The 14,025-nt window shown below is 70.1% G+C and carries 8 protein-coding genes; 7 read left to right on the forward strand and 1 reads right to left on the reverse strand.

Going from position 1 to position 14,025, the window contains the following annotated elements:
* Positions 1-27: 27 nt before the first annotated feature.
* The 5 genes from AB0I98_RS21620 (at position 28) to AB0I98_RS21640 (ending at position 8,299) form a co-directional block, all read left to right on the forward strand.
* Positions 28-1,740, forward strand: coding sequence for an ABC transporter ATP-binding protein (locus AB0I98_RS21620; RefSeq protein ID WP_362944099.1), 1,713 nt, complete (start codon positions 28-30; stop codon positions 1,738-1,740).
* A gap of 104 nt (positions 1,741-1,844) precedes the next feature.
* Positions 1,845-3,575, forward strand: a complete 1,731-nt coding sequence (locus AB0I98_RS21625; protein ID WP_362944115.1) for an ABC transporter ATP-binding protein — start codon at positions 1,845-1,847, stop codon at positions 3,573-3,575.
* Positions 3,576-3,801: 226 nt separating this feature from the next.
* Positions 3,802-5,853 carry a M4 family metallopeptidase gene (locus AB0I98_RS21630; RefSeq protein ID WP_362944101.1) on the forward strand — a complete coding sequence of 684 codons (2,052 nt, stop codon included), beginning with the start codon at positions 3,802-3,804 and terminating at the stop codon, positions 5,851-5,853.
* Positions 5,854-6,058: 205 nt separating this feature from the next.
* Complete coding sequence (locus AB0I98_RS21635; RefSeq protein WP_362944103.1) at positions 6,059-7,720, forward strand: M4 family metallopeptidase; 1,662 nt, start codon at positions 6,059-6,061, stop codon at positions 7,718-7,720.
* Between the two features lie 69 nt (positions 7,721-7,789).
* Positions 7,790-8,299 carry a DUF1990 domain-containing protein gene (locus AB0I98_RS21640; protein ID WP_328438473.1) on the forward strand — a complete coding sequence of 170 codons (510 nt, stop codon included), beginning with the start codon at positions 7,790-7,792 and terminating at the stop codon, positions 8,297-8,299.
* A 3-nt stretch (positions 8,300-8,302) separates the two neighbouring features.
* Here AB0I98_RS21640 and AB0I98_RS21645 read toward each other — a convergent pair whose 3' ends face one another.
* A complete protein-coding gene (locus AB0I98_RS21645; RefSeq protein ID WP_362944105.1) occupies positions 8,303-10,921 on the reverse strand; it encodes a glycosyltransferase family 1 protein in 2,619 nt (872 codons plus the stop codon).
* A gap of 239 nt (positions 10,922-11,160) precedes the next feature.
* On the opposite strand from AB0I98_RS21645, the gene AB0I98_RS21650 reads away from it, so the two are divergent.
* Both AB0I98_RS21650 and AB0I98_RS21655 read left to right on the forward strand, forming a co-directional pair.
* Positions 11,161-12,360, forward strand: a complete 1,200-nt coding sequence (locus tag AB0I98_RS21650; protein WP_362944107.1) for a S8 family peptidase — start codon at positions 11,161-11,163, stop codon at positions 12,358-12,360.
* 253 nt (positions 12,361-12,613) lie between these two features.
* On the forward strand, positions 12,614-14,025 hold a 1,412-nt coding region (locus tag AB0I98_RS21655), incomplete at its 3' end, for a maltotransferase domain-containing protein (RefSeq protein ID WP_362944109.1).

Consider the following 14,025-nt stretch of genomic DNA (forward strand, 5'->3'; position numbering starts at 1 on the left):
TGACCAGTTGAGGTCTTCGGGGGCCATGTGATCGACGCGTACGAGGATCCGGGCCGGCCCGACTGCCGGGGCGGCGGACGGTATCTGTGGTGGCTGGTGACACGGCAGCCGGGCCGTTCGCTCGCCGGGGCGCTGCTGGGCAGCACTTGGATGGTGCTGCTGGCGGCGGCACCGTATCTGCTGTCCCGGGCCATCGACGAGGGTCTGGAGCCGGGCGACTTCCCGGCGCTGGCGCGCTGGACGGCCGCCCTGTTCGCCGTGGGGGCCTTCAACGCCTGGCTGAGCATCATGCGGCACCGCACGATGACCCGGGTGCGGATGGACGCCAACTTCCGCACGGTCAAGGTCGTCGTCGGACAGGCGATCCGGCTGGGAGCCGCGCTGTCACGCCGGGCGGGCGCCGGGGAGGTCGTGACGATCGGCGTCGGCGACGTGCTCACGATCAGCCAGTCCCTGACCGTGGTCGGTCCCGGCGTCGGTGCCGTCGTGTCCTATCTCGTCGTCGCCGCCCTGCTGTTGTCGGTGTCGGTGCCCATCGCGGTGGTGGTGCTGCTCGGCATGCCGCTGCTCGGCGTCCTCGTCGGCCCGCTGCTCGCACGGCTGCAGGGCGCCGAGACCGACTACCGCGAGCGGCAGGGCGTCCTGACGGCCCGCATCGGCGACCTAGCGGGCGGTCTGCGCGTCCTCAACGGTCTCGGCGGAAAAGGCTTGTTCGCCGACGCCTTCCACCGCGACTCCCAGCGACTCCTGGCCCAGGGCTACCGGGTCGGCGCGGTCACCAGCTGGGTCCAGGCCCTCGGCATGGGCCTGCCCACGGTGTTCCTCGGCGTGGTGACCTGGCTCGCGGCCCGCCTCGCCGCCCAAGGGGACATCACCGTGGGCGAGTTGGTGGCGGTGTACGGCTATGTCGCCGTCCTGGTGGGCCCGGTGGCCTTCCTCGTCGAGTGCGGCTATCAGCTCAGCCGGGGCGTGGTCGCGGCACGGCGGGTCGTACGATTCCTCCGCCTGGAGCCGATGGAAGACACCGGAACCCGACCGGCCCCCACGGCGCCCGCCGTACTGCACGACCCCGAGTCAGGTGTCCGGATCCAACCGGGCCACCTGACCGCCCTGGCCACCGCCGCCCCAGCCGACGCCACCACCGTGATCGACCGCCTCGGCCGATACACCCCCTCGACGGCGGCCTGGGGCGACGTACCGCTGTCCGACATCCCCCTGCACCAGATACGCGAGCGAATCCTGGTAGCCGAACACGAGGCCGACCTGTTCGCGGGCCCCCTGCGCGACTTGATCAGCGGCCGAGGCACTCCAGGCGACGACGACATCACCCGCGCGATCCACACCGCCGTGGCCGACGACATCGTCCAGTCCCTCCCCAACGGCCTCGACTCCCCGATCGACGCCCAGGGCCGCAACCTCTCCGGCGGCCAACGCCAACGCATCCGCCTCCTCCGCGCCCTGCTGGCCGACCCCGAGATCCTCCTCGCCATAGAGCCGACGTCCGCCCTGGACGCCCACACCGAGGCCAGGGTGGCGGAACGACTGCACGAAGCACGGAACGGCCGAACGACGGTAGTGACCTCCACGTCCCCACTGGTCCTGGACCACGCGGACACCGTGCACTACCTGGTGGACGGCAAGGTGGCAGCGACGGGCACCCACGACGAACTCCTGGACGGCGAGCCGGGATACCGAGTCCTGGTGGCACGAGACGAGAACGCCGAGGAGCTCCTGAGTTGACGGCACAACAACCCACCCAGGGGCGCGGGGAACTGCGCGACAAGCCACAACGCACCAGCACCCGGCAGCCCACACCAGGCCCCGCCCCAGTAGCCGCACTCCCCATCGCCAACCCCAAAGCCGTACGCCACGCATTCATCCGCCTGATCCAAGCCGACCGCCGAGCCTTCGCCGCCGTACTCACCCTCAACTCACTCGCAGCCGCAGCCGGCCTGGCCGGCCCCTGGCTGCTCGGCCGCATCATCGACGAAGTACAAACCGGCACCGACGTGTCAGCCGTGGATCGACTCGCACTCACCATCCTCCTCTGCGCCCTGGCCCAACTCGCGCTGGCGCGATACGCCCGCTTCATAGGACACCGCTTCGGCGAACGCACCCTGGCCCGCGTGCGCGAAGAGTTCGTGAAGAGAACCCTCGCCCTCCCCACGTCCACAGTGGAACGCGCCGGCACCGGCGACCTCACCGCACGCGGCACCGCAGACGTGGCGACCGTAGGCACCACCCTGCGCGACATCGGCCCGATCCTCCTGGTCAACGCCGTACAGGCACTGTTCCTGATCGGCGCGGTGTTCCTGCTCGACCCCCGCCTGGGGGCCTGCGGCCTGCTCGGCCTGATCGGCATCCGATACGCCCTGCGCTGGTATCTGCGCCGAGCCCGCGACGGCTACCTCGCCGAAGGCGCCGCCACCTCCCAGGTCGCCGAAATCCTCACGGCGACGGCGTCCGGCGCCCGCACCGTGGAGGCGCTGCGGCTGGCGGACCGGCGCACCGAGGCGAGCCGGGACGCCCTGGACACGGCCAAGCGCACCCGGCTGTACACCCTGTTCCTGCGCACCGGCTTCTTCCCGGCGGTGGAAGTCTCGTACATCCTGCCGGTGGCGCTCGTACTCCTGCTCGGTGGCGTCCTGCTGGAGCACGGCGCGCTGAGCCTCGGCGCGGTGGTGACGGCCGCCCTGTATCTGCAACGGCTCGGCCAGCCGCTCGACGAGGTCCTGATGCGGATCGAGCAACTGCAGGCGAGCAGCGCCTCGTTCGCCCGGGTGGAGGGGCTGGCGGCGGCCGAGCAGGTGGACGGCCTGGACTGCCCGGTGCCAGCGGATGACCGGATCGATGTGACCGGGGTGCGCTACGCCTACGACCGCGGCGGCGAGGTACTGCGCGGGGTCGATCTGACCGTACGGCCGGGGGAACGGCTCGCGGTGGTCGGTCCGTCCGGCGCCGGGAAGACGACGCTGAGCAGGCTGCTGGCCGGTGTCGACGCGCCCACCGAGGGGACGGTGACGGTGGGCGGGGTGCCTGTCGTCGCGCTCGGCCCCGAGCAACTGCGCCGCCAGGTCGTGCTGGTGACGCAGGAGCACCACGTCTTCATCGGCACGGTCCGCGACAACCTCCGTATCGCCGAACCGGCCGCCACGGATGAGGAGTTGTGGGCGGCCCTGACCGCGGTGGGCGCCGACGCCTGGGTACGGGAGCTGCCGCACGGCCTCGACACCATGCTCGGCGAGGGGGGCCGCCGTACGGACGGACCGCAGGCCCAGCAACTCGCCCTCGCCCGGGTCGTGCTGACCGATCCGCACACCCTGATCCTCGACGAGGCCACGGCCCTGCTCGATCCGACGACCGCCCGCCACACCGAGCGCGCTCTGGCCGCCGTACTCGAGGGCCGCACGGTCATCGCCATCGCCCACCGCCTGCACACGGCCCACGACGCCGACCGGGTGGCCGTGATGGAGGACGGCCGGCTCACCGAACTCGGTACGCACGAGGAGCTGGTGACGGCGGACGGGGCGTATGCGCGGCTGTGGCGGACGTGGCACGGGGACCGTGAAATGTGACATAGCGCAAGGCGACCGTTATGTGACATACCACAGCGTCCGCATAGCGAACAACCTTTCCCGGACAACGGATGGTTTCCGGTCAATCTCTTGACGCGCCCCTGACACGACCGCCGTTCACCTGCCACTCTTCCCACCACCACGTCACAGCAACCTCACATCTGTGGCGACGGCTCCCGCACGTGGTTCCGCGCACTGCCCCCACCCCTGCCAGAAGGAGTCCGTGTTGAGACGCAATTCCTCAGACAGACGCACCCCCCACAGACCCACTCCCCGAACGGCCGCCGTCGTGTTCGTCGGCGCCGCCGCCCTGATCGCCGCGGCCGTCCAGTCGGGCGCCGCGACCGCCGCCCCGGAGAAGGCACCGTCGGCTGCGGGCAAGGTCATACCGGGAGCCGAGTCCGTCAAGCTCACCCCCGCCCAGCGGGCGCAGTTGATCCGCGAGGCCAATGCGGGCAAGGCGGAGGCCGCAAAGGACCTGGGCCTCGGCGCCAAGGAGAAGCTGGTCGTCCGCGATGTCCTCAAGGACGGCAACGGCACGGTCCACACCCGCTATGAGCGGACGTACGACGGCCTCCCCGTCCTCGGCGGCGACCTCGTCGTCGAGACCGCGAAGTCCGGCGCGACCGACGCCGTCGTCAAGGCCACCCGCGCCGCCATCAAGCCCGCGACCACAACGGCCGCCATCCCCGCGGCCAAAGCGGAGAAGCAGGCGCTGGCCGCCGCGAAGGCCGAGGACGCCAAGAGCCCCGACGTCAACCGGGCGCCGCGCAAGGTGATCTGGGCCGCGAACGGCACGCCGACCGTGGCGTACGAGACGGTCGTCGGCGGCTTCCAGCACGACGGCACCCCGCAGGAACTGCACGTCATCACGGACGCGCGGACCGGCGAGCAGCTGTACGAGTGGGAGGCGATCGAGACCGGCACCGGCAACACGGTGTACTCCGGCACGGTCGACCTCACCACCACCCAGTCGGGTTCGACGTACAACCTCACCGACGGCGCGCGCGGCAGCCACAAGACGTACAACCTCAACCGCGGCACCTCCGGCACCGGCACCCTCTTCTCCGGCCCCGACGACATCTGGGGCAACGGCACCCCGTCCAACCTGGAGTCCGCGGGCGCCGACGCGCACTACGGTGCCGCGCTGACCTGGGACTACTACAAGAACGTGCACGGGCGTTCCGGTATCCGCGGTGACGGCGTGGGCGCGTACTCCCGGGTCCACTACGGCAACAACTACGTCAACGCCTTCTGGTCGGACAGCTGCTTCTGCATGACGTACGGCGACGGCTCCGGCAACGCCAACCCGCTGACGTCCATCGACGTGGCCGCGCACGAGATGACCCACGGGCTCACCTCCAACACCGCTGGCCTCAACTACTCCGGCGAGTCCGGCGGTCTGAACGAGGCGACCTCCGACATCTTCGGCTCGACCGTCGAGTTCTACGCCAACAACGCCTCCGACGTCGGTGACTACCTCATCGGCGAGGAGATCAACATCAACGGCGACGGCACGCCGCTGCGTTACATGGACAAGCCCAGCAAGGACGGGGACTCCAAGGACAGCTGGTACTCGGGGATCGGCTCGATCGACGTGCACTACTCGTCGGGTCCCGCGAACCACTTCTTCTACCTGCTGAGCGAGGGCAGCGGCACCAAGACTATCAACGGTGTCACCTACGACTCGCCCACCGCGGACGGCCTTCCGGTCACCGGCATCGGCCGGGACAAGGCGGAGAAGATCTGGTTCCGGGCGCTGACCACCAAGTTCACGTCCACGACCAACTACTCGGGCGCCCGCACCGGCACCCTCGCCGCGACCGGTGAGCTGTACGGCACCACGAGCCCCGAGTACAAGGCGGTGCAGGACGCCTGGGCCGGCGTCGCGGTCGGCGCACGCTCCGACGGTGGTGGCGGGGGCGGCGGTACGTCCTTCGAGAACGAGGCGGACGTAGCGATTCCGGACAACGGGGCCGCGGTGACGTCGCCGATCACCGTGACCGGGCGGACGGGCAACGCCCCCTCCAACCTCGCGGTCGCGGTGGACATCACGCACACCTACATCGGTGACCTTCAGGTGCAGCTGGTCGCCCCCGACGGAACGGCGTACACGCTGAAGGCGTACGGCACCGGCGGGAGCTCGGACGACCTCAACACCACGTACACGGTGAACGCCTCCTCCGAAGTCGCCAACGGGACCTGGCAGTTGCGGGTCCAGGACAACGCGGCCGTGGACACGGGCAGCATCAACAGCTGGAAACTGACGTTCCCGTAAACCCATAAGTCCGCACAGGCAGGGTGCCGTCCCGGTGGTTCAACTCCCCGGGGCGGCACCCGCGTTCATGTTCCCGAAACGTTTACCGGACAGTCGACTTTCGGCCAACATCACTTCGGGGTCCTGACATGTACGCGCCTCTGATGTCACTCTTCCCCCACCCGCCGCACAACTTCCCAAGCAACCCCCCACATAAGGAGCTTGTGTGCCCCGCCAGACCCCCCACTACGCGCGTCACAAGCGCACCACTCTGGCCATCGCCACCGCGGTCGCGGCCGGAGCCCTCCTCACCACCGGTCTGACCACCGGTGCCTCCGCCGAGCCCGAGCCGTCCGGCACCGATCAGGTCGCCGCCGTCCCGATGGCCCTCACCCCGGCCGCCCGCACCGCCCTGATCAAGCAGGCGGGTGCGGCCACGACGGAGACGGCCGGCGAGATAGGCCTCGGCGCCAAGGAGAAGCTGGTCGTCAGAGACGTCATCAAGGACGCCGACGGCACCGTCCACACGCGCTACGAGCGCACCTACGCCGGCCTGCCCGTCCTCGGCGGCGACCTGGTCGTCCACGAGACCGCGTCCGGCAAGACCAAGGGCGTGACCAAGGCGACGAAGGCGGCCATCAAGGTCACCGACCTGTCCCCCGAGGTCACCAAGACGGCCGCCGAGAAGCAGGCCGTCAAGCTCGCCAAGGCCGCGGGCTCCACCAAGTCGGAGGCGAAGAACGCGCCCCGCAAGGTCGTCTGGGCGGCGGACGGCAAGCCGACCCTCGCCTACGAGACGGTCGTCGGCGGCCTCCAGGAGGACGGCACCCCGAACGAACTGCACGTCATCACCGACGCGGTCACCGGCAAGAAGCTGTACGAGTACCAGGGCATCGAGACCGGCACCGGCAAGAGCGGCTACTCGGGCACGGTCACCCTCGGCACGGTCCTGTCGGGTTCGACGTACCAGATGAACGACACCTCGCGCGGCAGCCACAAGACGTACAACCTGGCCCGCGGCACCTCGGGCACCGGCACGCTGTTCACCGACGCCGACGACACCTGGGGCACCGGCACCTTCGGCAGTTCCTCCAGCGACCAGACGGCCGCCGTCGACGCCGCCTACGGCGCGCAGGAGACCTGGGACTTCTACAAGACCGCCTTCGGCCGCAGCGGCATCAAGAACGACGGCAAGGCGGCCTACTCGCGCGTCCACTACGGCAACGCGTACGTCAACGCCTTCTGGTCCGACAGCTGCTTCTGCATGACGTACGGCGACGGCGAGGGCAACGTCAAGCCGCTCACCTCGCTGGACGTGGCCGGGCACGAGATGACCCACGGCGTCACCTCGAACACGGCGGGCCTGAACTACAGCGGCGAGTCCGGTGGCCTGAACGAGGCCACGTCCGACATCTTCGGCACGGCGGTGGAGTTCTACGCCAACAATTCCTCCGACGTCGGCGACTACCTCATCGGCGAGAAGATCGACATCAACGGCGACGGCTCCCCGCTGCGCCACATGGACAAGCCGAGCAAGGACGGCAACTCGGCCGACAGCTGGTCCTCCTCGCTGGGCGGCCTGGACGTCCACTACTCCTCGGGCCCCGCGAACCACTTCTTCTACCTGCTGAGCGAGGGCAGCGGCGCGAAGACGATCAACGGGGTCAGCTACGACTCCCCGACGTCCAACGGCTCCACGGTCACCGGCATCGGCCGGGACAAGGCCGTCCAGATCTGGTACAAGGCGCTGACCGAGTACATGACCTCGACGACCAAGTACGCGGGCGCCCGCACGGCGACCCTGAGCGCGGCTTCCGACCTGTACGGATCCGACAGCACCGAGTACAAGGCGGTGGCCGCCGCCTGGAGCGCGGTCAATGTCAGTTAAGTGACACGAAGTTGACAGGCGGCACCCGGAACGAAGGCATTCCCGGGTGCCGCCCTAGGCTTGGCTCCCATGTCCTTCACGTACGACGACGTCGGCGCGACCCGCGAGCGCGGCTTCTGCCCGCCCGGCTTCCACCCCATGAACGTCCGCACCCGCATCGGCGAGGGCGAGCCGGTCTTCCGCCGCGCGTCCGAGGCGGTCCTGACCTGGGAGATGCACCGCGCGATGGGCGTGGGCATCGAGGCGAGCGCGGAGCGCGCGGAACCCGGTGTGGACGTCACCGTCACCCTCGCCGGCCTCATCAAGGCCCCCTGCCGCGTGGTGTGGACGGTGGAGGAACACCGCAGGGCCGGCTGGGCGTACGGCACCCTCACCGGCCACCCCGAGTGCGGCGAGGAGGCCTTCCTCGTCGAACGCACCGGCGACGGCACCGTCTGGCTGACGGTGTCCGCCTTCAGCCGGGGCGCGAAGTGGTACGCACGGGCGGGCGGTCCGGCGACGCGGGGACTGCAGCATGCGTACGCCCGCCGGCTCGGCGCGACCCTGCGCAGGCTGTGCGCACCGCACGAGGAGTTCTGAGGCTCACCTCATCAGCAGCCCCGCCCCCTCCACGACGTCCTCCGCGGGCACCGCCAGCAGTCCCAGCTCCGCGCTCGACGCCAGCAGCCGATGCGCGGGCAGAATCCGCACCGTGTAGCCGTACGGCCCGGTCCGGTCGAGGGAGAGCGGACCCTCGTACACCCACCGCCCGTCCAGATCCGGCCCGCCGACCGGCTTCAGCGGCACCGTCGCAGCATCGGTGATCCGGTCCTCCGGGTCGACGCGACCCGACACCGCCTGCACCTCCACGTCGTCGGGCGCGAGGTCGCCGAGGCCGACCCGGACCCGCAGACTGAGGGTCGTGCCGAGTTCGGCGGTGGCCGAGGCGGCGGACGTCTCCACGTGGTCGACGGTCACCGCGTGCCAGGCCGACCGCACCCGCCGCTTCCAGACGGCGAGTTCCCGGGCGGAGTCCGGCGTCATCGCGCGGTGCGCGTGCGCGGCGGGCGTGTAGAGCCGCTCGACGTACTCCCGCACCATGCGCCCGGCCAGCACCTTCGGCCCGAGCAGGGTGAGGGTCTGGCGGACCATCTCGATCCAGCGGTCGGGCAGCCCGTCCTGTCCGCGCTCGTAGAAGCGCGGGGTCACCCGCTGTTCCAGCAGGTCGTACAACGCCGCGGCCTCTATGTCGTCGCGCCGGTCCGGGTCCGTGCCCGTGCCGTCCGCCGTCGGGATGGCCCAGCCGAAGTCCGGCTGGAACCACTCGTCCCACCAGCCGTCCAGCACGGACAGGTTGAGGCAGCCGTTGAGCGCCGCCTTCATGCCGCTGGTGCCGCAGGCCTCCAGCGGCCTCAGCGGGTTGTTCAGCCAGATGTCGCAGCCGGGGTAGAGCTTCTGCGCCATCGCCATGCCGTAGTCGGGCAGGAAGACGATGCGGTGGCGCACCCGCGGGTCGTCCGCGAACCGGACCAGCTCCTGCACCAGCCGCTTTCCGCCGTCGTCCGCCGGATGCGCCTTGCCGGCGACCACGATCTGGATGGGCCGCTCGGGGTGCAGCAGCAGGTCCATCAGCCGGTCGCGGTCACGCAGCATCAGCGTCAGCCGCTTGTACGACGGGACGCGCCGCGCGAACCCGATCGTCAGCACGTCCGGATCCAGCACGCCGTCGATCCACCCCAGCTCGGCGCTCCCGGCCCCGCGTTGCCGCCAGGAGGCCCGCAGCCGCTGCCGTACCTCCACGACCAACTGCTCACGCAGGACCCGCCGCAGCTCGAAGATGTCCTGGTCCGGGATCTCCGCCACCGCGTCCCAGCGGTCCGAGCCGCCGACGGTCAGCGCGTCCTCGGTGCGCTGGGCGCCGATCTGCCGGGCGCCCAGCCGGAAGACCTCGGGGGCCACCCAGGTCGGGGCGTGCACGCCGTTCGTCACCGAGGTGATCGGCACCTCGTCCGCGTCGAATCCCGGCCACAGCCCGGAGAACATCTCCCGGCTGACATGGCCGTGCAGCAGGGAGACGCCGTTGGCGCGCTGGCCGAGACGCAGGCCCATCACGGCCATGTTGAAGAGGTTCGGTTCGCCGCCCGGGTAGGTCTCCATGCCGAGGTGGAGGATGCGTTCGACGTCGATGCGCGGGAGTTCGGCGTCGGGGCCGAAGTGGCCTGCGACCAGTTCGCGGTCGAAGCGGTCGATGCCGGCCGGGACGGGGGTGTGGGTCGTGAAGACGGTGCCCGCGCGGACCGCCTCCAGCGCCGCGTCGAAGTCCAGCCCGCCGTCGACGAGTTCCGCGATGCGCTCCAGGCCGAGGAAGCCCGCGTGGCCCTCGTTGGTGTGGAAGACCTCGGGCGCGGGATGGCCGGTGAGGCGGCAGTACGTCCGTACCGCCCGGACACCTCCTATACCCAGCAGCATCTCCTGAAGGAGCCGGTGCTCGCTGCCGCCGCCGTAGAGCCGGTCGGTCACGCCGCGTTCGCCGTGGTCGTTCTCCTCGACGTCCGAGTCGAGCATCAGCAGGGGGACCCGGCCCACCTGGGCCAGCCAGATGCGGGCGTGCATCGAGCGGCCGCCGGGCAGGGCGATCGAGACCTGGGCGGGGGTGCCGTCGGGCTCCTTGAGCAGGGCGACCGGCAGCTCGTTGGGGTCGAGGACGGGGTAGTGCTCCTGCTGCCAGCCGTCCCGGGAGAGGGTCTGGCGGAAGTAGCCGTGGCGGTAGAGGAGGCCCACGCCGATCAGCGGGACGCCCAGGTCGCTGGCGGCCTTGAGATGGTCGCCGGCGAGGATGCCGAGGCCGCCGGAGTACTGGGGCAGGGCGGCCGTGATGCCGAACTCCGGGGAGAAGTAGGCGACGGCGGTGGGCAGTTCGGCGGACTGGGTCTGGTACCAGCGGTCGCCGGTCACATAGTCGTTCAGGTCGTCGGCGACCGCGGTGAGGCGGCGCAGAAAGGGGCGGTCCTCGGCGAGTTCGGCGAGCCGCTCGGTCGGCACGCTGCCGAGGAGACGTACCGGGTCGCCGTCCGAGGCGGCCCAGCGCTCCGGGTCGACGGACTGGAAGAGGTCGCGCGTCTCCGTATGCCAGGACCAGCGGAGATTCCGCGCGAGATCGCTGAGCGGCTGGAGGGATTCGGGGAGAACGGGTCGGACGGTGAATCGACGGATCGCCTTCACATTCCACCTCAACGCTTCGCTGGATGACGCACGGCGGTGTGCGTCAGCGTCCCCGACGACGGTACCGGTCATGGTGTCGACCTCGCTGGGGGCAATCGCCGGACGGGCCGGATCATCTCACCCCGAACTTCACAGATACCCCATGACCGATCTGGCCGATTCCGCCCCTGTAGGCCACCTTGTGGTGCTTCACACCGCACGAGAGGCTGCCCAGTGGAGTTGAGGAGGGGGACCCGAACATGACACGGACGCGAACTCGGCGTCTGCGCTGGGTGGGGGGCCTGACCGCGGTGACCTGTGCCGCGGCGATGTCGGCCACGACCCTGCCCGCGCACGCCGCACCAGAGGGGCACATACTCGGCGCCGGTGCACCCGGTTCCGTGGGAGGAAGTTATCTGGTCACGCTCAAGGGGGGCACAACGGCTCCGTCGGCGGCCGGAAAGAGCCTCGCCGAAAAGTACGGGGCGAAAATAAGCCACACCTACGGCACGGTACTCAACGGCTATGCCGTACAGGCCGACGAGAGACAGGCGAAGCGGCTCGCGGCGGACTCCCGCGTCGCCTCGGTCGTCCAGGACACCAGAGTGACCCTGGACCACACGCAGAAGAACCCGCCGTCCTGGGGGCTCGACCGCATCGACCAGAAGAACCTGCCGCTGAACAAGTCGTACACCTGGCCCGACTCCGCGGGCAGCGGTGTGACCGTGTACGTCATCGACACCGGCATCCGGATCGGCCACAAGGACTTCGGCGGACGGGCGAGCTACGGTTGGGACTTCGTCGGCAAGGACAAGTCCGCCGGGGACGGCAACGGACACGGCACGCATGTCGCAGGCATCGCCGCGGGCAAGACCTACGGCGTCGCCAAGAAGGCCAAGGTCGTCGCCGTACGCGTCCTCGACAACGCGGGCGCGGGGACGACGGCCCAGGTCATCGCAGGCATCGACTGGGTGACGAGGCATGCGAGGAAGCCCGCGGTCGCCAACCTCAGCCTGGGCGGCTCCTACAACGCCCAGCTCGACGCGGCCGTACGCAACTCCATCAGGTCCGGCGTGACGTACACCGTCGCGGCCGGCAACGACGGGCTGCCGGCCTCCCTCTACTCCCCCGCGGGGGTACGGGAGGCGATCACGGTCGGCGCGAGCGACAAGAAGGACGCACGGGCGGGCTTCTCCAACTTCGGCTCCGCCCTCGACCTGTTCGCCCCGGGCGTGTCGATCACCTCGGCGTCCATCGCGAGCAACACCGGCAGGGCGACCTATTCCGGTACGTCGATGGCGTCGCCGCACGCCGCGGGCGTGGCCGCGCTGTATCTCGCCGACCACCGGAAGGCGCCGCCTTCGCAGGTCGCCAAGGCGCTGGCGTCCGGGGCGGTGTCCGGAAAGGTCTCCGGGCGGGGCCTCGGTTCGCCGAACAGGCTCCTGCAAGTACCGCGCTGATTGCGACAAGTTGCGTTCAGATTCCCAGGACCGGCTCCGTTCCTCTCGAACGGGGCCGGACTTGTGTGTAGACATACGCGTGAGTAGTTAACAAAGTGCCGGATTGCCCACCCGAATAGGGTGGGAAGGCTCCTGCGGGACACCCCACAGTCACACCACCGTCACGCCACAGCAGCACCCTTGAAGACGTCCGCAGGACCCACCTCCCCACCCCCATCCGCCCGCACCCTCGTTGACGCGGACAGGAGCGGTCATGCCCGCCACGCACCACTCGTCATCACCCCCGACATCCAGCACCGAATCACTTGCCGTGCGCCCCGACGGCGCCGCCGCACCGGCCCCGGAGCCACCCTCTGCGGGCGGCACGGCCGGCGTCGGGCGCATACCCGTCCTCGACGTCCGCCCGATCGTCCAGCTCGGGCGCCGGCCCGCGAAGGCCGTCACCGGTGAGGCGTTCGAGGTCTCGGCCACCGTGTTCCGCGAGGGACATGACGCGGTCGCCGCCAATGTCGTACTGAAGGATCCGGACGGCCGTCCCGGACCGTGGACCCCGATGCGGGAGCTCGCGCCGGGCACCGACCGCTGGGGAGCCGAGGTCGTCGCCGACCGGACCGGCCTGTGGTCGTTCACCGTGGAGGCCTGGGGCGATCCCATCACCACCTGGCGGCACCACGCCCACATCAAGATCCCGGCCGGGATCGACACCGAGCTGGTCCTGGAAGAGGGCGCCCGGCTCTACGAACGTGCGGCCACCGGTGTGCCCAGGGCCGGCGGCAGGCGCGAGGTTCTCCTCGCCGCCGTCGACGCCCTCAGGGACGAGACCCGTCCGGCCTCCTCCCGGCTGGCGGCGGCCCTGACGCCCGAGGTCGACGCGGTGCTGTCGCGGTATCCGCTGCGGGAGTTGGTGACGGCGTCGGAGGCGTTGCCGTTGCTGGTGGAGCGGGAGCGGGCGCTGTTCGGGTCGTGGTACGAGTTCTTCCCGCGGTCGGAGGGCACGCCGGAGCGGCCGCACGGGACGTTCCGGACGGCGGCGCGGCGTTTGCCGGTGATCGCGTCGATGGGTTTCGACGTGGTGTATCTGCCGCCGGTCCATCCGATCGGGACCACGTTCCGCAAGGGCCGCAACAACACCCTCAACCCGTCTGCGGAGGATGTGGGGGTGCCGTGGGCGATCGGGTCGCCGGAGGGCGGGCACGACGCGATCCATCCGGAGCTGGGCGGCTTCGAGGACTTCGACTGGTTCGTGGCCCAGGCGCGTGCGCTGGGGATGGAGGTGGCGCTGGACTTCGCGTTGCAGTGTTCGCCGGATCATCCGTGGGTGGACAAGCATCCGGAGTGGTTCCATCACCGCCCGGACGGGTCGATCGCGTATGCGGAGAATCCGCCGAAGAAGTACCAGGACATCTATCCCATCGCGTTCGACGCGGACGTGGACGGGCTGGTCGCGGAGACGCTGCGGGTGCTCAGGTTGTGGATGGCGCACGGGGTGCGGATCTTCCGGGTGGACAATCCGCATACCAAGCCGGTGGTGTTCTGGCAGCGGGTTTTGGCGGACGTCGGGCGCACCGACCCGGATGTGATTTTCCTGGCGGAGGCGTTCACGCGTCCGGCGATGATGCACACGCTGGCGCAGATCGGGTTCCAGCAGTCGTACACGTATTTCAC

The sequence above is a fragment of the Streptomyces sp. NPDC050211 genome, from assembly GCF_040656035.1.
GTDB lineage: Bacteria > Actinomycetota > Actinomycetes > Streptomycetales > Streptomycetaceae > Streptomyces.